Genomic DNA, 22,221 nt, shown 5'->3' with positions numbered 1-22,221 from the left:
TATTTAATGAGCTTTTTAAGATTTTAATTTAACTCTTTGTAATCGTAATGCATTTAATACGACTGATACAGAACTAAATGCCATCGCCGCTCCTGCAACCCAAGGCGCTAAGAAACCGAACGCCGCAATCGGGATTCCTAAGCCGTTATAAGCTAGTGCCCAGAATAAATTTTGCTTAATATTTCTTATCGTCATCTTACTCATAAAGATTGCATCAGCAATACTATTTAAATCACCACGGATTAACGTAATATCCGCTGCTTCCATCGCTACATCAGTTCCTGTTCCAATTGCCATACCGATATCCGCCGTAGCAAGAGCAGGAGCATCATTTATTCCATCCCCAACCATCGCTACTTTCTTACCTTTTGCTTGAAGTTTTTTCACTTCTTCTGCTTTTCCTTCTGGTAATACTTCTGCAATTACGTGATCAATACCAACTTGCTTAGCAATTACGTGAGCAGTTTGTGTATTATCCCCTGTAATCATAACAACGTCTAAATCCATTTTCTTAAGTCTTGCTATAGCTGCTTTTGAAGTATCTTTTACAGTATCCGCAACAGCAACAATTCCAGCATATTCCTTATCTATCGCAATAAGCATTGCTGTTTTTCCTTCTCGCTCTAGTTCTTCCATTGATTTAGAAACTTCTTCAATATCAATATTAAACTTCTTCATTAATCGGCGTGTACCAATTAATAATTGTTTTCCTTCGACAACCGATTCAATACCAAATCCCGGAATTGCTTCAAACGTTTCTGAACTTGGGATATCAATTCCCTTTTCTTTAATTCCTGCAACAATCGCTTCTGCAAGTGGATGTTCAGAATTTCTTTCTGCTGCACCGACTAATTTTAATATTTCCTTCTCTTCAAATCCGTCTGCTACAATAATATCTGTTAATACCGGTTTTCCATTTGTTACTGTACCCGTTTTGTCTAAAATAATCGTATCTAATCGATGCGTTGCTTCTAAATGCTCTCCACCTTTAAATAAAATACCATACTCAGCTGACCTTCCTGATCCAGCCATAATAGATGTAGGTGTCGCAAGACCTAAAGCACATGGACAAGCAATCACAAGTACTGCTATCATTTTCTCAAGCGCTCCGCCAAAATCACCAGGTGTAACAAATATCATCCACACCGCAAATGTAATAATAGCAATCACAACTACAACTGGTACGAAAATACCAGAAATTTGATCAGCTACCCTTTGAATAGGCGCTTTCGATCCTTGAGCTTCTTCTACTACTTTAATAATTTGAGCTAATGCAGTATCTCTACCTACCTTAGTAGCCTTAACTTTTAAAAATCCATTTTTATTCATTGTAGAACCGATTACTACATCCCCAATTGTTTTATCAACTGGAATACTTTCACCCGTTAACATCGATTCATCAATCGCTGACTTTCCTTCTACAATCTCACCATCTACTGGTATTTTTTCACCAGGCTTTACATAAACGATATCACCAGCTACTACTTCTTCGATTAAAATTTTCATTTCCGTTCCATCTCGCACAACTGTAGCTGTCTTCGCTTGTAAACCCATCAACTTTTTAATTGCTTCTGATGAACGTCCTTTTGCTTTTGCCTCAAATAATTTACCTAAAATAATTAATGTAATAAGTACTGCGCTCGTTTCAAAATATAAATCTGTCATATGTTCCGAAGAACCCATTGATTGAATGCTTAAATACACACTGTAGAAATACGCTGCAGAGGTTCCAAGTGCTACGAGAACATCCATGTTGGCACTTTTATTGCGTAACGCTTTATAAGCACCAATATAAAACTGGCCTCCAATTATAAACTGTACTGGAGTTGCAAGGGCTAGCTGCACCCAAGGGTTCATAAGCATATCAGGTAAATAGATAAACGATGTAAATGAGAAGTGGCTCACCATTGCCCATAATAATGGGAATGATAAAATAAACGAAATAATAAACTTCTTCTTTTGTCGTTCAATTTCTTGTAATCGATGATCCGTTGATGCATCTTGCTCATCTGATTTCACTTCTAATTGATATCCTAGCTTTGTAATCGCACTCTTCATTTCATTTACATTGACTTCATCAGGATTAAAGTCTACTGTTGCCGATTCTAAAGCGAAATTTACTGTCGCTTTATTCACACCCCCCAGCTTATTTAAACGTTTTTCTACTCTATTCGCACAAGCTGCACATGTCATTCCTGAAACAGTAAACTCAGCTTTATCACTTACAATTCCATATCCTAACGATTCAACCTTTTCTTTAAATTGTTGTGGATTTGTTTTTGTCGGATCGTACATTATTTTTGTTTTTTCCAGTGCAAAGTTTACATTTGCATCATGAACACCTTCTACTTTTTTCAGACCTTTTTCAATTCTATTTGCACATGCCGCACATGTCATTCCTGATATTTGAAGATTGGCCTCTTTTTGTTCATTCATGTCTCTCACCTCTATATACCCTTATGAGGTATAATTATTAGCAAAATAAATCGTACTTCGTTTAAAGTACGATTTATTTCCATATCTAAAAATAATTATTGAACATCGTATCCTTGATCTTCGATTACAGCAACGATATCTTTTAGTGTTACGGCAGACGAGTCGATAGTAACTTCAACAGTTCCTTCTGCTAATTGAACCTTCACTTGTTCAACACCGTTTAGCTCTTTCACACTGCTTTCGATAGAATTTACACAATGGCCACAAGACATACCTTCAACTTTTAATGTTAACTGTTCCATTTAAAATCCTCCTCTTGTTCATTCATTGTTTGTTAATCACAACCCTATCTTACCATACCCCCCTAAGGTAATCAATGGTTTTATATCATGATTTTTCAATTATTTTCTAAAAATTTATTTTATACACAATTTTTCACATCAATACACCTAAGTTCTATATGCGGATAAACAAAAAAACAAGCCAGTTAAATACTAGCTTGTTTTTACGCTTTTGAAAAACGTTCAAATACTGTCATTAATTCTTCAATTGCTTCGTCACCATTACCATCTTTAATAGCTCCTGAAACACAATGACTTGTATGATTTTTGAGAACACCCATTCCTACTTTTTTCATCGCTGCATTAATCGCTGAAATTTGCACTAAAATATCAACGCAGTACCGATCATTTTCAATCATGTTTTGAATACCACGGACTTGCCCTTCAATTCGCTTTAATCTATTTATAATTTGTTCTTTTTCTTTTTCTGATCTATGTGTTACTGATTCATGCTCTTTATGATCCATATTATCACCTTCTCAAAGTTTTTCTTCAACCAATAAAACAATTACTTTTACGAGTATACCAATTATAGCATCAAACATCTATGTATGATACCCCACACGAGTATATTTCCACTTTATGATTATTCTTAACAATTTATTGGCTTCTCAGTCCCCATTATCATTATACCCTGTCCTTTTTTTAAAAAAATCATTATATCTTCCATCAAAACTCAATAAAGAAAAACTTTAATCAGAGGGAGTTTTGTCCATCCCCCTCTGATTATTTTCCCTAACCAATCGGGCTTTTACGGGCAGTTAATGCGGGATAAAATGAAACATTAATAAGCGGGGATTGTCCATCCCCGCTTATTATTCGCCCACAAATGTAACAGTCTCAATCTTCACATATTTAAATTGAAACTTTTTTCTTCCTATATATAATTATTGTTGATCACATACTTTTGTATCCTTCACTACAGAAGTTCCTTCAACGGTTACCGTATGAAAACAATCATTTACTCGGACAGTAACAACATTGTCTTGTCGATCAATGATATGATATTCATTAAAATTTTTATTCAGAGCACTGCGAATTTGTTCTCCTTCATAAATTGGAATACCATGTGATAAAACCCAAATAAGCCCAGCGATAGCAAGAATAGTTTTCATACGATCTACCTCCTTGAGAATATAGTGAACTTTTAATCCGCATTTTTTTAGCTCTACTAATTATGAATTAAATTAACCAAGCTTTTTTGGAAATAAGTTCATTTCGTCTATATTATGTTTATGCTAATTGTGACTGAATTGTGACAACTTTTTGTCTCTTTAGACGAAAAGTTGAAACAAAACTTTCAAAAAGGACAATTCTACTTACAAAAACAAAAGGCTATGAGGAATTTCCCCATAGCCGTTTCTTTGCATTTTTTAAACAATCATTACATGGACGCTTAATGCATCTAATCCCGAAGTAATTGTCCCAATATGAAGATTATGTATATCGCGTACACCTTCTACACATGACTAATAAATCGTAACCCCTTACTTAAAGAAGTCGGCACAACAGATGCATGATTCTCCCCTTCAGCCTCATAGAATTTAAATTTAAACTGATCGTGTTTTACTAGGAGAAGGCGCTCTGATAATTCATTTGCCCCTACAACCATGTGCTCTCGTTCTAATGACCCTACTGTAAGGAATACGCCTGTTTCAAACTTAGCATTGTTTAATTCATTTATGAGGTTCTCTTCTTTTTCAAGCACAGATTGATTATTCCACCAAATAGATGGACTACTAATAAAATAATTTTGAAAAACATTTACGTTTGTAAACAGTATATGTAAAGCAAATAGACCACCTAAAGAATGTCCAAATAACGTTTGCTTTCCTTTATCGATCGCAAAACTTTTTTCAATTTGTGGTTTCAATTCTTCTTCAATAAAAGTAAAGAAGTTATGTGCTCCCCCCGTTTTAGGCCACGGTTTACCGTCCGGTTTTAAAGGAGCATCTTTTGAAATTACGGCAGGTGTAAAATCATAGCATCTTTCTTCTCCTGAAAATGCCCCTTCAATTGGATATCCAATACCAACTATAACAGCTGGTGAAACACCTGTTTTTTCTGCTCTAACTGATTGTATTTTAACCGCTTCGTGGAATGTTTGAAAAAAGGCATTGCCATCTAAGACATATATGACAGGATATCCTGACTGTGGTGCTGGTTGCTTCGGCTTTGAAATATGAATTTGATATTCCTTACCTTCTAATTTTGAATACATTTTCCACTGTTCTGTATTAGATGTAATAATCTGCTGTTTTTCAATAGTAGCATTCATTGTAGATCCCCCTTTTTAACTTGTTACATACATTTCTACTTTTTCTTCTTGCGATACAACGCTATCGTAGCCGAAACAAACCGGAGAGCCGTTATACGGATCAATCATGACACGCGCATCAATATGAAATACTTCTTTTAATACTTCATTTGTGATGATTTTTTCTGGGCTACCAATTGTAACGATTTCCCCTTCTTTCATTGCGATAATTTCATCTGAAAATCTCGCTGCATGGTTAATATCATGCAATACCATTACAACCGTACAATTATGTTCTTTATTTAATTTCTCTACAATTTGTAATACATCTAATTGGTGGGACATATCAAGGTATGTAGTCGGTTCATCTAATAGCAACACTTCTGTCTCTTGTGCTAAAGCCATCGCTAACCATACCTTTTGTCGTTGACCACCCGATAAATTTGCAATTTGTCTCGTTCGAAATTCAGAAGTTTTCGTTATATCTAGTGCCCAATCAATCATCTCTTTATCTTTTGAAGTTAACTTATTTACGTTATTTCGATGAGGATAACGTCCATAAGAAATTAATTCTTCTACTTTAAGCTCTCCTGGTGCAATTGGAGTTTGTGGAAGTAAAGCTAACTGCTTTGCAATTTCTTTCGTTGGAATTGTATTTAAATCTTGCCCTTGCAAATACACTTTACCGCTTTTTTGTTTTAAAATCCGTCCCATTGTTTTTAACAATGTCGATTTACCACACCCGTTTGGCCCTATAATTGTCGTTACTTTTCCTTCTTGTATTTCCACATTTAAATCGCGAAACACTGTAAGCTTTTCATAACTCGTTTCTAAATTTTTTGCACTTAAGATACTCACTTTTATTCCTCCTCTTACGCTTTCGCCTTATAAAGTAAATATAAGAAATACGGTACACCGACAATAGAAATAACAATTCCAACTGGTAACTCTACAGGTGTGAAAACTGTTTTTGCAATAAAGTCTGAAGCAATTACAAGGAACACTCCGATTACTCCGCACGTAGGAATGATATGCTTATGCTGAATACCGACAAGTCTTTTCGCTATATGCGGTGCCATTAGTCCAATAAAACCAATACTCCCTGAAACAGCAACACATGCGCTCACAAGTCCGATACTACTTAATAGTAAAATCGATTTCTCTCGTTCTACTGAAACACCTAAACTTGTAATACTCGTTTCTTCCAATTGAAATAAATCTAATAAATAAGCTTTCTTTTGTATAAGCGGAATTAATATGATAAGCCACGGTAACATAGCAACAATATACTTCCAGTTTGCACTATATATACTTCCGGACACCCAAACTGCAGCCATTTCAAAATCAGTCGACTTCATTTTAAGTGATAAATACATAGAAAAGGCTCCAAATCCTGATCCAATTGCAATCCCTGTTAATAAAAGTCGCTGCGGGTCTAACTTACCGTTTTTCCAAGAAAACAGATAAATTATTATCGCTGCACCTAACCCGCCGACTAGGCCAAACATCGGCATCATCATAATAGAAACCCAGTCTGTACTCTTTAATTGCCCTTGAAAGAAAAACATAAAAATTACGATTGCTGTTCCTGCTCCGGCATTCACTCCTAAAATACCCGGATCCGCCAATCCATTTCTTGTAATCCCTTGAATAACAGCACCCGCAACGCCGAGACCTAATCCTACTAATCCAGCAATTACAATGCGCGGAAGACGAAAATCAAAAATAACTAAATCATGCTCTGGTACTGGATCAATTCTAAAAAGCGTTTTAAATACATCTGTAATCGTAATATCAAACGTACCATTCGTTAAACTAATATAAATGGCACCAAAAATTAAAAGTATAATAATCCCCATCGTCATTCCAAAACGTTGACTTGAACTTTTAGGCATGTCTCTCTCCTCCTCTTGTACGGATTAAATAAAGGAAGAATGGAATTCCAATTAAAGAGGTAACGACTCCAATTGGTGTTTCAAATGGATAGTTTACCAATCTACTTAATACATCACATAACGCTAAGAAAACTCCACCAATAACGCCTGCACATGGCAAAATCCACTTATAATCTACCCCAATTATAAAGCGAGTAATGTGTGGAATAATTAAGCCTACAAAACCAACTTTCCCCACTAAAGCAACTGCTGTTCCTGTTAAAAAAATAACTGATAAAATTGCCATCGCTTTAACTAATTTTGTACGCTGCCCTAGATTAATAGAAACCTCTTCTCCTAAAGAAAGAATGGTAATAGATTTTGATATAAACAGTGCTAAAATTATCCCAATTATCCCAAAAGGTATCGTGATTTTAATTATATTAGGGTCTACTTGGTCTAACTTTGCATTAAACCAAAAACTAACATTTTGAGAGATTTGGAAATACGAAGCCATCGCAGCCGATACACTGCTTAAAAATGTTCCAATAACTGTCCCTATAATTGCTAACCTAACAGGGGATAAGCCATTTTGAAGGAGTGAGCCAAAACCAAACACGATACCGGCTCCTAGTGCCGAACCAATCATTGAGCATAAAACCATACCGATTGATGACATTCCCGGAAGAAAAATCATACTAAGTGTAATAACAAAGGCTGCACCATCCGTCACACCCATAATAGAAGGGGATGCAAGATAGTTTCTTGTCATCCCCTGCATAAGTGCTCCTGATATGGCTAGAAATGCTCCAACTAAAAGAGCTGCAACTACCCTTGGTAAACGTGAAGTAATAATAATATTATGATCCACATCGCTTGAATCAAAATGAAATAATGCATTCCACACTGTTTCAACATCAATACTTTTCGCCCCATACAAAATAGAAAGTATAACTGTAAATAAGATGAGTATGGGTGCTATACATAATATGGTTATTGGTACTGCATTCGTTTTCTGCATATCATTCAACGCACCTTACTTATTGTATTATTTAGATAAATTTTTCACTGCTTCTTTTAAGAATGCTGTTTTACTCCAAGCTGTACCACCTTGTGCCATTGGATCTACAACGTTTACAAATACTTTCTTTTCTTTCGCAGCATTCATACTTTGCCAAATTGGATTTTTTTCAATGTCTTCTAGCACTTTCGGTTTATTATTTTCGCTTGCTTCATATTGTAAGAAAACATAATCCGGATTAATTTCTGCTAGTTTTTCTAAGGAAATCTTTTCTTGTGCTTTTACAGTTTTAAGTTGTTCTGGAGCAGTTAGTCCAAGATCTTTATAAATTACAGGATTAAAGTACACTCCTTCTGGATATAGGAATAGGTCGTTTGCTCTTAATCTAATTACAAGTACTTTTTTATCTTTTAATTTATCTCCAAGTTTTGCTTTTGCTTTTTCAGCGTCCACATTGTAATCTTTAATAATTTTTTCTGCTTTATCTTTTTTACCAGTTAGTTCTCCCATTAACTTTAAGTTATCTTCCCAATTTGTTGAAACGTGTGATACTGGAAATGTCGGAGCTACTTTCGTAAATTTTTCAGCTGTTTCTGCTGGGAATTTCGTACTTGATGTAATAACATCTGGTTTTAATTGAAGTAATGTTTCGAAATTCGGTTCCATTTTCTCACCTACAGATTTTGCACCTTCTAAATCTTTTTCAAGATACTTTGGTAATTTACCACCTACAGTAATCGCCCCGACTGGCTTAATTCCAAGCACTGCCGCATCTTCCATTGACTCTAAACTAGCTGTCGCAATTTTATCTACTTTTGCTGGTACTGTATATTCTTTACCTAAATATGTAATTTTTCGCTTTTCATCTTTTTTCGTTTCTGTAGCTTTTGTCTGTTGTTTTTGCTCCCCAGAAGTTTTGTCTGCACTATTACATGCCACTAAACCTACACTTAAAACTGTAACCATCCCTAATGTAAATAATTTCTTGTTCATCTTTATATATCTCCTCTCGAAACCTTTAAAATATATTATTCCAACAATGAAATTTAATTATATGAAACATAATCCTCATCTATATTTCACATCATTAACAAATCTACGTAAAATGGAGAGCCATTCTCGTTCACTTCCCCTAGTATTAAATTCTTTTCAACCTTAATTTAACGATAATCATTATCAGTGATAATGATTATCGTTATTAAGTATATATTTAATATCAGATTATTTCAAGAATGATTTGAAAAATTTTAACAAACTGAATCAAAAAAAGAAGTATCCCCTAATGTTAGGGAGATACTTCTTTTTTTATAATTTTATATGTAATTCAACTGGGCAATGGTCTGATCCCATCACTTCACTGTTAATTTTCGCCTCTGTTATTTGCTCTTTCATTCTTTCCGAGAGAACAAAGTAATCTAAACGCCATCCAATATTTTTCGCTCTTGCTCCCATACGATAAGACCACCACGAGTATGCTCCTTCCTGATTAGGATAAAGATAGCGATACGTATCAACAAATCCTTCTTCTAAAATGCGTGTAAACTTCTCCCTTTCCTCATCAGAAAATCCAGGGTTTTTACGGTTACTTTTTGGATTTTTTAAATCTATTTCTTTATGAGCAACATTTAAATCGCCACAAAAAATAACTGGTTTCTTTTCATCTAATCGCTTAATATAGGCCCTGAAATCGTCTTCCCATTCCATTCTGTAATCTAAACGTTCTAATCCTCGTTTAGAATTTGGTGTATACAGCGTTATCATATAAAAAGCATCAAATTCTAACGTAATAACTCGTCCTTCTTGATCATGCTCTTCAATCCCTAAACCATATGTAACAGAAATCGGTTCTTTTTTCGTAAAAATAGCAGTTCCCGAATATCCTTTTTTCACAGCGTAATTCCAGTATGTATAGTATCCTTCTAAATCTAAATCGATTTGTCCACTTTGTAATTTAATTTCCTGTAAACAAAATATATCTGCATTAGATTCTTCTAGATACTCTAAAAATCCACCTTTTGCAATAACTGCTCGCAAACCATTTACATTCCATGAAATCAACTTCATTTATGTTCCTCCTCTTGATGTGCATTTTCAATTTTCATGCTAACACAAAATAGAAAAACAAGCATATTTCCATCTTTGTAATCTTGCTCTTACATCCGTAATTGCGTACATACGTACTTTATTCAGGTTATACTAATCTCAGAGGTGACATTCTATGAACAATGAGAAATTACAAAGATACGAATTAACAGATGAGTATTGGCAAGCAATTATTCATAATGACTCTTCCTATGATGAAAAATTCTTTTATGCTGTAAAATCGACTCGTATTTTTTGTCGTCCATCATGTAAATCACGAGTACCTAATAAAGATAATGTGAAAATATTTCTTAATGTACAACAAGCGTCACATGAAAATTTTCGTCCGTGCAAACGTTGTAAACCAAATGGAGTTACTTTACCTAATGAAGAGTGGATAGATCAAATTAAAGAATATATTCAAAAACATTATTGTGACGCATTAACTCTCAACTTACTCGCAGAAATGTGCCATGGTAGCCCTTATCATTTACAACGCACATTCAAGAAAATTGTAGGGATTAGTCCAATTGAATATATACAACAATTCAGAATTACAAAAGCGATAGAATACCTTTCGCATACAAATCAATCTATTATGGAAATTAGTATTGCTGTTGGGATAGAAAATCCAGAGTATTTTGCGACTTTATTTAAAAAGAAGACGGGATTTACCCCTACTGAATATCGAAAAAAGAACGGAACAAAAGAGGTATGAAATAATGAAACCATATGAAAATAAAGCTATATATTGGACATTGCTTATTCATAAACAATGGCGTATGCATATTGCAGCCACTTCAAATGGATTATGCTTTATCGGATCGCAAAATGAAACTTTTGAAGAACTAAATACGTGGGCTAGCAAAAAACTGCCACAACATACATTCATCCAAAATCCAGATTATCTACAAACATATACAAAAGAACTTATCGAGTATTTGGAAACCAAACTAGAAACCTTTACAATTCCTATCGATGTTTACGGAACTGCATTTCAATTAGCTGTTTGGAATACGGTACGTGAAATTCCTTATGGAGAGACACATTCTTATTCAGAGATTGCGGAAAGAATTCAAAAACCTAACGCTGTACGTGCCGTTGGGACTGCCGTTGGGGCAAACCCTCTGCTTATCACTATTCCTTGTCACCGCGTTATTGGGAAAAATGGTAAACTTACCGGTTTTAGAGGTGGTTTAGAAATGAAAAAAGAATTGCTCAAATTAGAAGCGCTTCGGGGGGAGTAAATATGACAGAGGGTTGTAATGAAATATTGTCTTTAGTCGTTCCAAAAGAATTTAGTTTTCAAGAAAACTTACGCTATCTATCGCGTTCTAAAAATGAATGTATGTTTCATATTGAAAACAATAAAATCTATAAAGTCATTCCTATTCAAGACGTAAATCCTTTCGTTGAAATTGGTTTGAATGCCGATAGTAATATTCAAATACGTTTTTTAGAAGAATCATACATCTCTGAAAAACGAGTCCGCGATGCTGTAGCTAACTATGTAAAAGAGTGGTTTGATTTAACTACTGATTTAGCACCTTTTTATCAATTAGCAAAACATGATCCGCTCCTTCAAAAACCCCTTGAAAAGTATTATGGGCTTCGCACTTTAGGTATTCCAGATTTATTTGAAGCACTGTGCTGGGGGATTCTAGGTCAACAAATCAACCTCACATATGCCTATACTCTAAAAAGAAGATTAGTCGAAAATTTTGGCGATTATGTAGATTGGAACGATAGAAAACATTGGATATTCCCCTCACCTGAAGTAATAGCAAATCTACGTGTAGAAGATCTCGCAATATTAAAAATGACTACAAGAAAATGTGAATACATAATTGACATCGCACAGCTCATTATAGAAGGTAAATTTTCAAAAGAATCTCTATTACAAATACAAGATGTGAAGCAAGCTGAAAAACAATTAACTAGCATTCGCGGTATAGGGCCATGGACGGCTCACTATGTTTTAATGCGCTGCTTACGATTCCCTTCAGCCTTTCCAATTGATGATGTCGGCCTGCATAATGCTATCAAATTTATTACAGGTGCCGAAAAGAAACCTACTAAAAACGAAATAAAAGAATTTGCAGCAAATTGGACAAGTTGGGAGTCTTACGCGACTTTTTATTTGTGGCGGGTGCTATATTAAAATTTCCTAATAAAAAATAGATAGGCAAACCTATCTATTTTTTCACATGTAAAAACTTCACACATACTGGTTCTGGAACATTTACGTCCGTCTGTACAAGCGTTAACTTACCTGTAGATTCATTCCTAGTAAATAAAGTCAATGTATTAGATTTTTCATTCGCTGCAATTAAAAATCTTTCTGTCGGATCTAAAGAAAAGTCCCGTGGCCAATCTCCTTCTGTCGATACCGTTTCAATAAAAATGAGCTTCCCATTATGCTCATTCACTTGAAAAACTACGATACTATTATGTCCTCTGTTTGCTGCATAAACGAATTTGCCATCAGAAGAAATATAAATTGCACTTCCATAACTATCTTCACTATACTCTTCAGGTAATGTCGAGATGTATTGTTTTTCTTTAAAACTGCCACTCTGTGCATCATACTGCAGTACAATAATTTCTGAACTGAATTCTGTCATAACATATGCATACTGCGCACTTGGATGAAATATAAGATGCCTTGGACCAATACCATGTTTTACAGATAACCGTGCAACTTCTATTAGTTCTCCATCACTTTCTTTATATGTAATCACCTTGTCTATTCCTAAATCAACTGCTACTACATGTTTTTCATCAGGAGTAAAATCCATATAATGAGCATGTGCCTTTTCTTGTCTTTCCTTATTTGGTCCTGACCCTTTATGTTCTACAATTACCGTAGCAGCATTTAAACTTCCATTTTCCTTTTTCACTAAATAGGACTCTACTGTTCCTTTATGATAATTAGCTGCTACTACTATACTATTCTCCCGATTCACACTTACATAGCACGGCGATGCCCCTTCTAACACTTGCATGTTAATCGAATTTAGATTACCCGATTTATTATGAATGGAAAAACTAGCAATTCCACCTAACCCATTATCTTTCGCAACAGAATAAAGGTACTCGTTGTTATGACTAATCGTTACATATGTCGGACTTCCTATATGAGCTACTAATTCAATCCCTTTAATTTCTCCGCTGTTCGTATCAAGTATAAATTTATAAATCCCCTTACTCTCTGCTTTTGTATATGTCCCTATATAACCATGAAACTGATTTTCACTCATAACATTTCCCCCTTTTACAAATGTCTTGTAAACAAGTTTCACCTTCTATTTTTTACTATGGAAAAGAACCAAGTAGTACTTCATTACTACTTGGTTCTTTTTTAAGCTTGTTCTTCAAATCGTCTTGCGATTTCTACGATAACTTGAACAGCTTTTTCCATCGTATCTACTGAAACATACTCAAATTTACCGTGATAGTTTTCACCACCAGTGAAAATATTCGGCGTTGGTAATCCCATATATGATAATTGTGATCCATCTGTTCCTCCGCGAATTGGATGAATATTTGGTTCAATGTCTAAACTTTTCATTGCTTCATAAGCAATATCAACAATTTCTCTCACCGGTTCGATTTTTTCAAGCATATTATAGTATTGATCATTCATTTCTAAAACGACTGCATCTTGTCCATACTTCTCTTGCATTTGTTTCACAATATTTTCAATGGTATTTTTACGTGTCTCAAAATTTTCACGATCAAAATCTCTAATAATATAATATGCTTTACTTTGCTCAACATCACCATTTAAAGAGAGTAAATGGTAGAACCCTTCGTATCCTTCAGTATACTCTGGTGCCTCTTCTACTGGTAAATGCCCATTAAACTCCATAGCAAGTTTAGTTGCATTACGCATTTTATTTTTCGCTGTCCCAGGATGTGTATTTGTTCCGTTAAACGTTAACTTAGCACCTGCAGCATTAAAGCTTTCATATTCTAAACCACCTAATGGACCTCCGTCCATCGTATAAGCAAACGATGCACCAAACGCTTCTACATCAAAATGAGCTGGCCCACGACCAATCTCTTCATCTGGTGTGAATGCTACTCTTATTTTTCCATGCTTAATTTGCGGATTATGTATTAAATAATTCATTGCGACCATTATTTCTGTAAGACCAGCTTTATCATCTGCTCCAAGAAGTGTTGTACCATCAGTTGTAATAATTGTATGTCCTTTATATGATGGTAATTCCGGGAACTGTTCAGGTGTTAACACAACATTTAATTCTTCATTTAACGTAATCGCATTACCATCAAAATTTTCATAAATTTGTGGTTTTACGTTTTTCCCTGTAAAATCTGTCGCTGTGTCTAAATGAGCTAAAAATCCTATTACAGGAACATCCTTATCTGTATTAGCAGGCAGTGTTGCCATTACGTAACCATTATCATCCATCGTCACTTCTGATAACCCAATCTCTTTTAACTCTTCCACTAATAACTTACCAAACTCAATTTGCCCTGGTGTTGTAGGCACTGTATGACTTTCTTCATTTGATTGTGTATCAATCTTTACATATCTCGTAAATCTTTCAATAAGTTCTTGTTTCAAATTCGTTCACTCCTTTTATAGTTCTCTCTCTATTATAATCCTTAAAACGAAATATTTTAACTTTTTTGACTGTAAAAATATATATCCATTTACATTTTTAATAAATCATAAAAAGACATAATATTTGTACATTTAAATTCAAACATGTAATATACATCATTATATATTGGGAGGTTTTAAAGATGAGGCTAACTCTCTTTCGCTATTTTCTTTTTTTCCTAGGATTAATTTTCTTTGGACTTGGAAATGCTCTTGCAGTCAAAGTTAAATTCCTCGGTTTACACCCTTGGGAAGTTTTAAATATGGCTCTCTACCAACGATTTGGGTGGACAATTGGTACTTGGAGTGTCATATGTGGATTATGTCTCGTTCTTATCTCTTTGCTAGTAGATCGAAAATATATAAACGTGGGCACATTTTTAAATGCACTACTTATCGGTCCTATTATGGACTTTTTCTTACAATCAAAAATCCTTCCAAACGCTAGTGATTATTTATGGATAAACTTACTCATTTTATTTTCTGGTATTGCAATTACAGGAATTGGGGGCGGCATGTACGTTGCGGCTGGCATTGGTGCTGGCCCCCGCGATGGATTCATGCTTACCATTTCTGACAAAACTGGGTTATCTATTAGCCGTGCTCGAATCATTGTAGAATGCTTTGTACTAGTCATTGGATACATGCTAGGAGGTCCTGTTTTTATCGTAACTTTTCTATACACTTTTATTCAAAGTCCAATATTCCAGCATTCATTTAATGTATTTCAAAAACTCTTACATACTTTAAATAACAAAAACAAAGAACATATTAGTGAAAATATTTAAAACTCAACTTAATACAAAAGAGTGTGTTTTAAAAGTAATTTTTAAAACACACTCCATATACCCCATTTCATTCTTCTTTCCATAATCTCTCTACATTCATTAATTGCTCTTCTTTAAATTCTAGCTTATATATATCCGGTTTGGATGTATTCATTAAAAATTCAAGTCCATATTGATTATCAAAAGAGTTCATCATTAGTGTCATTACAAGCCCATGTGTACCAATTACAATTTTATGTCCTTGAAAATTCATTAATATTTCTTTTAACACTCTCACTACCCTTCTCTGACAATCCGCATATGACTCTCCATCCGTCAGTGCATATTCTGGATTAAAAAACATCTCCTTTACAAGTGGGTACACTTCCTTATCCGATATAATTTTATCTTCATTTGAAAACTTACACTCTTTAAGATTTTCATATACTAATATTTCTTTTTCATGGAAATTCGCTGACTCTTCTATCGTTAACATAGCCCTCTTATACGGACTTGAAATGAAAGTATTAATTCCCTCTGTTTCTAATATCTCAGTTACTCTTTGAGCATCTAAAATTCCCTTCTCAGTTAATCCACGTGTTCTTTCATTTCCTTCTAATTTTGGCGATTCACCATGCCTAACCATATAGATATATGTATTCATAATTCCTCCTTAAAAATATTTATAAGTTAATTACTTTAATCTTTTCCATATCAAAACTTGAATACAATCAAAATATTAATTTATTCTTTTTTATGAACTTTGCTGAGCAGTTCGTCTAACCCACTCCGAAATTAAACTCTCAAATAATTCAGGCTGTTCAATTTGCAAATTATGTCCCGGCATATCATAAAAAAACCTCCCTATTTTTATATTCACCTTTAAAAACAACCCTCTCAAACTCAAAAGAATACACGTTCTCATTTTATATCTTTTCAGAAGTTAATTTCAAATCTTAATTTTCAGATTACAAACACAAAAAGCTTCCCTATGATTTATCTCCTCCAAGGAAACTCTTTTATATTTTCTTATACTCTATCAAAATTCGAGACTTCTCTAGCCTCATTCTTCTATTTGCATCAATACAATTCTCCAACCATCTGGGTCCTCTATAGTAATCCCCTTTTCTTTCCAATATGGATTTTCTGGTTCTACTTCATCGTATCCCATTGTATGCAGCCTTTTACTCACTTTTTCTATTTCATTATATTCTCTTATATAAAACACAAGTAAATTATCTTTTGTTGGGGCTGGACATGAGCTTCCATCTATATGTCTTGTAAATTCTAAATGATATTCTTCATCCGGTAGACCAAACATGACTCCATCATAGCCATCATGATCGCAAAACTCACCTATACGTTTTAAGCCTAATCCTTCTTCATAAAACGCTATAACTTCTTCAAACTTATCCGTTGGACGTGCTATTCTAAACTTCACCCATTTCATCATGATTTTCCCTCCATATTAAAAATTAATTACTGTATTACATATTATTGTATATAATTAACACGTTTATTTAATCCCTCATTAGTATGAGAATAGCTAAATACAAAGGTCTTAATTAATACTCTATAATAGTGAAAAACTTCCCTCATCTAGAGAGAAGTTCCCATCACTTTATATGCAATTTTACATCTCCTCTTGCAAATCACTAAAAAACCTTTAAAATCTAAAGGATGACTAAATATACAAATTCTATCTGCATTCCTTATAAACTAAAAATTATTGCACTCAATACTTTTTCAATTTTAAGAAGTATTACATTCTTCATTTTTTTCTCATAGGCATGCTTTTTATAAGGAAATCTGATACAATCCTTAAGTAATATTAATATGTATATATATTACGAATATAGCGAGCATTTTAAGAAGGTGATTTTATTGAAATTAAATAAAAATTTACAACTATGTATATTAATTACAACACTAATATGCTATTCAATCTATTTTATGTTTTTCTTTCTGTTCCCTACTCGTTTTTCAAATTTCAATGTACGCTTCGCTTCACTCATCGTTGAAGCCATTACATTTGTATCACTAATATACTCTATATATTCTAAAAAAGTTAGTTCAAATCCTTTTTGGATATGTATTACAATAGCAATTGGGAGTTTTTTATTAGGAAAAATAGTATATACGTATCAAGATAACTTTTTCGAATTTCCAATACATCGTTTTACTGTTTCTGATGTATTTTACATGTTTTTTCTATTCTTCTGCCTTATCGCTTTCTGCTATAAAATCTTAAAAGAGTGCAATAAATGGGAAAAAGCGTTCTTTATTTGTGATATATGTATAGTACTTACTTCCATATTCACATTAGAATGGTATTTATTTAATCAGCCAAATTTAAATATATTTTCCCTTTCACTGGGAGATATTTTTCTTTCCTTTCTTTATCCAATTGCAGACCTATTATTTCTTCTACTAGGTGTTAGTCTCTTTTTCCGTCCAACTGTTTTTAATTCCAAACGGAAAATTTATATTTTTATTTTTGTATTAATAAGCTCTGCAACTTTTAACTATATTTATTTTTACTTACATAACCATTTATCAACTGACACGATAACATTATTACGTCTTTTATATAGAATACCTATATTACTTATCGCAATAGCTGGGGCTATTTCCGAAGATTATAATAGTCATAAAAATTATTTCATTGTAAACCATATACTAGGAAAAAAAGTATTAGTCGTATTTCCATATCTTGCCGTTGCAATACTAATCGGGTTTACATTAAAAGAACAAACAGCATCTTCAACTCTCATTACAGGAAATTGTATTACTTTTGTTTTCGTACTCATTCGTCATTCTATTGTACGTATGCAAAACAATTCCCTAACAAAACGTCTACAAGCATTTAATGCTCAACTAGAAGAAAAAGTTACTTTAAGAACCTCTGATTTAGTCCAAAAATCAGATGCTTTATCTCAAAAACAACAAAAATTCAAATCTTTATATGAGTATCACCCTGATCCTATTTTTACGATTGATTTAAATGGAATATTCTTAAATGCAAATAAAGCAGGAAGTGTATTACTCGAAGCACCAGCGAACGAGTTACTCGGTGAAACATGTTTTTCGATTATTTTAGATGCAGATAAACATAAACTAGCATCTGCATTAGAAAAAGTTAAACAACAAGAATCAGCATCTTTACAACTTAGTTCTCAATATAAAGATGGCTTTACTTATTCCTTATACGTTACCATCGTTCCTATTATGATAGACGGACAAATTTCAGGAAGCTATATTATGGTAAAAGATATTACCGCATTAAAAAAACAACAAGAAGAAATAAAATATTTAGCATTCCACGATACTGTAACGAAAATTGGGAACCGATCCTTTTTCCATAAAAAATTAAGAAAAATTATAAAGAATGCTCAAACAACACAAAGTGAGTTTGCATTATTATATTTAGATTTAGATCGCTTTAAAGTAATTAACGATACACTTGGACATTCGTCAGGTGATTACATATTAGAAGAAGTAGCAAAACGTTTCCAATCATGTCTTCCATCACATACTCATCTGTCAAGAATCGGTGGCGATGAATTTACAATTTTAATCGAAAACTATACGGACCATGATTGCTTATTCAAGTTATGTAACCAATTATTTGAATGCATGAAAAAACCGTTTGTCATACATGAGCATAAATTAACTTTATCACTGAGTATCGGCATCGCTATTTATCCACATTCCGGAATCGATACCGCTACACTTTTGAAAAATGCTAATGTTGCAATGTATGATGCAAAGACAAAAGGGCTTAACTCTGTCTCTATTTATGACGATGTAATCGCTAAAAAAATTGAAAGACGATTACGATTAGAAAAAGATTTACCAAACGCAATACAAAATGAAGAATTGTTCCTTTTGTATCAACCTCAAGTTGATAGTGAATCTAATAAAATTATCGGTGCAGAAGCTCTAATCAGGTGGAATCATCCTGAATTAGGCGTTATTTCTCCATACGAGTTTATTCCGATTGCAGAAGAAACACTACAAATTATTCCAATAGGAAAATGGACATTACAGCAAGCCTGTCAGCAAATGAAGCACTGGCATGCATCTGGCTATTCTCATTTAAAAATAGGGGTAAATTTATCTGCTAAAGAATTTGAACAAAAAGACTTTGTAAAATCTATTTCTTCTACTTTAGCAACTACAGGCTTACAAGCAAGTTCCCTTGATCTAGAATTAACAGAACGAATTGCAATGATGGATGAGAGAGAAACATTGATAAAACTGCGCACACTAAAAAGTTTAGGGGTTCACATTTCAATCGACGACTTTGGTACAGGCTATTCTTCCCTAGCCTACTTACCTTTATATCCAATCGATACTTTAAAAATCCCGAGAGAATTTATTACAATGTCTGAAACGTGTGAAGATGGAATGGAAATCATTAAAACGATCATCACATTAGCAAATACATTAGGAATGTCTGTCATTGCTGAAGGTGTAGAAACGAAAGAACACGTAAATTTCCTTCAAAAAAATAAATGTCAGTTTATTCAAGGTTATTATTTCAGTAAGCCTATTCATGCCGATTCATTTTCTATTCTGCTGAAAAAGGGAATTCACACATAATAACTTTACATTATAGTTTCTAATACAAAAAAGGAAAGAAGAGTCCGCCTCATCTTTCCTTTTTTCTATACTTTGTAACTTTTCATTTCCCTCGCATATCATTTATTTAAGCAATTATTAATACATTTATGATAACAGACTTGAATAGGAGGGAATGATATGTACCAAGATAACCGAAATAATAAACTTTACAAAAACATCCCTCTGTCCCTCTTCTCTATAAAAACAGAACTAAAACAAAAATGTATTAACGCAAATAGCTCCCCTTATACTCTTTCTAAAGAGGAAGAAATATTAATCTCTACAATTAAAGAACGAACTAAATTATTAAATCAAAACAACGTTACAAGAACTCGTGCTTACTATCAATTTTACAAAAGATATCCTGAAATACATTGGGCACTACTTGGACATATGGTATCGCGTAACGGCGGTTGGAACATGACAGATTTAAAAGGTGACTTATATACGAAGTTATTATCTGAGAAAGATCAATTTACTTTCTTTTCTTTTTTAGAGCGAGGAAATTGGCTTATTTTTCAAGATGTGTATCCACAATTTTTGTTATACGAGCAAAGTTTAAAAATATCCCGAAACCTCTTTCACCTTCTACCGTCCCTTAATGTTTCAACATTTATGGAAACGATGTGGAACTTTTTTTGGAAAACTGGAAATAAAAAAATATTAGCAATTGCGACGATTATTAATGAACAAAACTACTTAGAAAAAAGAGTGATTCAAAATACACACTTCAAAAAAACAGTACTAAATAGTATTGGTTTCAAACTTTTTGATTTTTTTCAATTTAATCATATCCTTTTTCCTTTCTATGAAGAAAGTTCCAAACAGAAAGCAATATTAATTGGTGATACAATGACACATTTTACTTCCTTACACGAACGACTTTTGCTCGGAAAAAGATTATATGCATTATTATTTCATGATGAGCATGCGTTAGCTCGTATACTACAATGGGTTGATACTCATCCACACACTGGCTCACGAAAAGATTATTGGCCACATTTATTTTCAAGTGTAAATGAATCTTTCTCAAGAGAGTTTTATAAACGAAGAATAAAGAAATGCCAATTAAAAAATGATTCCTACCGTATATATAGCCCTGCACTTATGTACGCATGGAAAAATATAAAACATGAAGAAACAGAAAATGAGGATTGGTTTAACGACTGGCAAGTCATACATTATTTAACTGATAAGGAGGAAAGAATACATGGACAAATTACAGAAGAATACTGTAAAACACTCGAAAAAATTGAACTCGCAATTCTTGCAAAAAAAATGTTCTCCTTCGAGAAGAAGAATGATTTTCTAGTATTGGTAGTTACAATCTTTCTCTCTTCTATTATTGGAACTTGCTTAGATGCTTTCTTTATTCATAAACAAATATATTCCTTTCCAGCTAGGCCCTTTCCCTCCACATTTTCGGTTAATATAGCTTTTACATTGTTCGTACTGCCAATTTTAACAGCTACCTTTATACACATTTCAAAAAAATTATCTAAAGTCTCTAGAATTCTATTTATTATTTCAATAGGTATTTGCGCTAGTATTTTTGAACAAATCGCGGAAGGTTTAGGTTTATTTGTACATAGTGCAGATTGGAACCATATATATTCTTTATTTGGTTATATGATTTTCTTTTCTTTTATTTGGAAAGTGTATAATTTAATACAAAAATAAAGAGACCATTATAGGTCTCTTCTTAAGCATAATCTTCAGTTATGGCTAATGGTGCAAGAGTTTGAAGACTTTTAGAGCGCAAACGATAGGCAACGACTTTCTTCTTATATTGCTTTATTACATCAACATGTTCCTCATAGCTATATAGAGAAAATCTAATCTCTTTATTCCCTTTTTTCGTATCAATGACTATTGGTGTTCCTTCTCCGTGCGGCGGAAAATAATGTTTATCCAAAAATAAGGCCTCATTAAATTCGTTAATAACTTGTAGTTTCATTTCTCCCTCTACATTTTTTCCATCTATCGATATAGAGGTATTCTCCTCCTCAAGTTTTTGATGTAATTCAAATCTACTAATAATAGATTCTACAACAGAAGTTGGCATACTAGAAACTAGTACTTTAAGAGCACCAAAAATAAATAATGTAACTATAAACCATGTTGTCATTTTAATCATCTCCATTACACTCTAAAATGAGTAGTGTTATGCTCCTTATTACGATT

At 33.4% G+C, this 22,221-nt stretch carries 21 protein-coding genes and 2 pseudogenes; 7 read left to right on the top strand and 16 right to left on the bottom strand.

Annotated elements, in window-relative coordinates; all coding sequences use genetic code 11:
• Window positions 1-15: 15 nt before the first annotated feature.
• The 10 genes from CDB3_RS05850 to CDB3_RS05800 form a co-directional block, all read right to left on the bottom strand.
• Window positions 16-2,436, bottom strand: a complete 2,421-nt coding sequence (locus CDB3_RS05850; RefSeq protein WP_128853735.1) for a heavy metal translocating P-type ATPase — start codon at window positions 2,434-2,436, stop codon at window positions 16-18.
• A gap of 95 nt (window positions 2,437-2,531) precedes the next feature.
• Window positions 2,532-2,738: a copper chaperone CopZ gene (gene copZ / locus CDB3_RS05845; protein ID WP_002014669.1), complete on the bottom strand. Its 207-nt coding sequence runs from the start codon at window positions 2,736-2,738 to the stop codon at window positions 2,532-2,534.
• 203 nt (window positions 2,739-2,941) lie between these two features.
• The gene (locus CDB3_RS05840) at window positions 2,942-3,244 is read right to left on the bottom strand and encodes a metal-sensing transcriptional repressor (RefSeq protein ID WP_000349641.1); all 303 of its coding nucleotides are present in this window, start codon (window positions 3,242-3,244) and stop codon (window positions 2,942-2,944) included.
• A 420-nt stretch (window positions 3,245-3,664) separates the two neighbouring features.
• A complete protein-coding gene (locus tag CDB3_RS05835; protein ID WP_128853734.1) occupies window positions 3,665-3,892 on the bottom strand; it encodes a hypothetical protein in 228 nt (75 codons plus the stop codon).
• A 344-nt stretch (window positions 3,893-4,236) separates the two neighbouring features.
• On the bottom strand, window positions 4,237-5,055 hold the full coding sequence (locus CDB3_RS05830) for an alpha/beta hydrolase (protein WP_128853733.1): 819 nt from the start codon (window positions 5,053-5,055) through the stop codon (window positions 4,237-4,239).
• Window positions 5,056-5,070: 15 nt separating this feature from the next.
• Window positions 5,071-5,892, bottom strand: a complete 822-nt coding sequence (locus CDB3_RS05825) for an ABC transporter ATP-binding protein (RefSeq protein WP_128853732.1) — start codon at window positions 5,890-5,892, stop codon at window positions 5,071-5,073.
• A gap of 14 nt (window positions 5,893-5,906) precedes the next feature.
• Window positions 5,907-6,929, bottom strand: coding sequence for a FecCD family ABC transporter permease (locus CDB3_RS05820; RefSeq protein WP_128853731.1), 1,023 nt, complete (start codon window positions 6,927-6,929; stop codon window positions 5,907-5,909).
• Complete coding sequence (locus CDB3_RS05815; RefSeq protein ID WP_128853730.1) at window positions 6,922-7,929, bottom strand: FecCD family ABC transporter permease; 1,008 nt, start codon at window positions 7,927-7,929, stop codon at window positions 6,922-6,924. Before CDB3_RS05815 ends, CDB3_RS05820 begins: the two co-directional genes overlap by 8 nt.
• 27 nt (window positions 7,930-7,956) lie before the next feature.
• Window positions 7,957-8,922, bottom strand: a complete 966-nt coding sequence (locus CDB3_RS05810; RefSeq protein WP_128853729.1) for an iron-hydroxamate ABC transporter substrate-binding protein — start codon at window positions 8,920-8,922, stop codon at window positions 7,957-7,959.
• Window positions 8,923-9,234: 312 nt separating this feature from the next.
• A complete protein-coding gene (locus CDB3_RS05800) occupies window positions 9,235-9,993 on the bottom strand; it encodes an exodeoxyribonuclease III (RefSeq protein ID WP_128853728.1) in 759 nt (252 codons plus the stop codon).
• 154 nt (window positions 9,994-10,147) lie between these two features.
• On the opposite strand from CDB3_RS05800, the gene CDB3_RS05795 reads away from it, so the two are divergent.
• Genes CDB3_RS05795 through CDB3_RS05785 form a run of 3 tightly spaced genes read left to right on the top strand, consistent with a single transcriptional unit; the run spans window position 10,148 to window position 12,172 of the window.
• Complete coding sequence (locus tag CDB3_RS05795) at window positions 10,148-10,729, top strand: bifunctional transcriptional activator/DNA repair enzyme AdaA (protein WP_128853727.1); 582 nt, start codon at window positions 10,148-10,150, stop codon at window positions 10,727-10,729.
• Window positions 10,730-10,733: 4 nt separating this feature from the next.
• On the top strand, window positions 10,734-11,258 hold the full coding sequence (locus CDB3_RS05790; protein WP_128853726.1) for a methylated-DNA--[protein]-cysteine S-methyltransferase: 525 nt from the start codon (window positions 10,734-10,736) through the stop codon (window positions 11,256-11,258).
• Window positions 11,259-11,260: 2 nt separating this feature from the next.
• Entirely contained in the window at window positions 11,261-12,172 is a 912-nt protein-coding gene (locus tag CDB3_RS05785) for a DNA-3-methyladenine glycosylase family protein (protein ID WP_128853725.1), read from the top strand.
• A 34-nt stretch (window positions 12,173-12,206) separates the two neighbouring features.
• Here the strand turns inward: CDB3_RS05785 and CDB3_RS05780 are convergent, their stop codons facing one another.
• On the bottom strand, window positions 12,207-13,271 hold the full coding sequence (locus tag CDB3_RS05780) for a lactonase family protein (protein ID WP_128853724.1): 1,065 nt from the start codon (window positions 13,269-13,271) through the stop codon (window positions 12,207-12,209).
• A 101-nt stretch (window positions 13,272-13,372) separates the two neighbouring features.
• Window positions 13,373-14,605, bottom strand: a complete 1,233-nt coding sequence (gene pepT, locus CDB3_RS05775) for a peptidase T (protein WP_128853723.1) — start codon at window positions 14,603-14,605, stop codon at window positions 13,373-13,375.
• 182 nt (window positions 14,606-14,787) lie between these two features.
• On the opposite strand from pepT, the gene CDB3_RS05770 reads away from it, so the two are divergent.
• Window positions 14,788-15,432: a YczE/YyaS/YitT family protein gene (locus CDB3_RS05770; protein WP_128853722.1), complete on the top strand. Its 645-nt coding sequence runs from the start codon at window positions 14,788-14,790 to the stop codon at window positions 15,430-15,432.
• Window positions 15,433-15,499: 67 nt separating this feature from the next.
• On the opposite strand, the gene CDB3_RS05765 is transcribed toward CDB3_RS05770, so the two are convergent.
• The 3 genes and pseudogenes from CDB3_RS05765 to CDB3_RS05755 form a co-directional block, all read right to left on the bottom strand.
• Window positions 15,500-16,075, bottom strand: coding sequence for a histidine phosphatase family protein (locus CDB3_RS05765; protein ID WP_128853721.1), 576 nt, complete (start codon window positions 16,073-16,075; stop codon window positions 15,500-15,502).
• 90 nt (window positions 16,076-16,165) lie between these two features.
• A pseudogene (locus tag CDB3_RS05760) lies at window positions 16,166-16,261 on the bottom strand (alpha/beta fold hydrolase); the annotation flags it as partial.
• A gap of 213 nt (window positions 16,262-16,474) precedes the next feature.
• On the bottom strand, window positions 16,475-16,864 hold the full coding sequence (locus CDB3_RS05755; protein ID WP_128853720.1) for a VOC family protein: 390 nt from the start codon (window positions 16,862-16,864) through the stop codon (window positions 16,475-16,477).
• A gap of 431 nt (window positions 16,865-17,295) precedes the next feature.
• Between CDB3_RS05755 and CDB3_RS05750 the strand changes: the two genes are divergently transcribed.
• The 3 genes and pseudogenes from CDB3_RS05750 (at window position 17,296) to CDB3_RS32925 (ending at window position 21,717) form a co-directional block, all read left to right on the top strand.
• Window positions 17,296-20,016 (top strand): putative bifunctional diguanylate cyclase/phosphodiesterase, encoded by a 2,721-nt coding sequence (locus tag CDB3_RS05750; protein WP_128853719.1) that lies wholly within the window; start codon window positions 17,296-17,298, stop codon window positions 20,014-20,016.
• 159 nt (window positions 20,017-20,175) lie between these two features.
• Window positions 20,176-21,341: pseudogene (locus CDB3_RS05745) on the top strand (DUF2515 domain-containing protein).
• Window positions 21,316-21,717, top strand: a complete 402-nt coding sequence (locus tag CDB3_RS32925) for a CBO0543 family protein (RefSeq protein WP_306295545.1) — start codon at window positions 21,316-21,318, stop codon at window positions 21,715-21,717. The pseudogene CDB3_RS05745 and the gene CDB3_RS32925 overlap by 26 nt, the downstream one beginning before the upstream one ends.
• 22 nt (window positions 21,718-21,739) lie before the next feature.
• Here the strand turns inward: CDB3_RS32925 and CDB3_RS05740 are convergent, their stop codons facing one another.
• Window positions 21,740-22,165 (bottom strand): YfmQ family protein, encoded by a 426-nt coding sequence (locus tag CDB3_RS05740; protein WP_128853717.1) that lies wholly within the window; start codon window positions 22,163-22,165, stop codon window positions 21,740-21,742.
• Window positions 22,166-22,221 lie beyond the last annotated feature (56 nt).

It is taken from the genome of Bacillus sp. CDB3 (assembly GCF_002081505.1).
GTDB lineage: Bacteria > Bacillota > Bacilli > Bacillales > Bacillaceae_G > Bacillus_A > Bacillus_A cereus_AT.
Note: the sequence above shows the minus strand (reverse complement) of the source record. Positions and strands in the feature narration are given on the sequence as shown.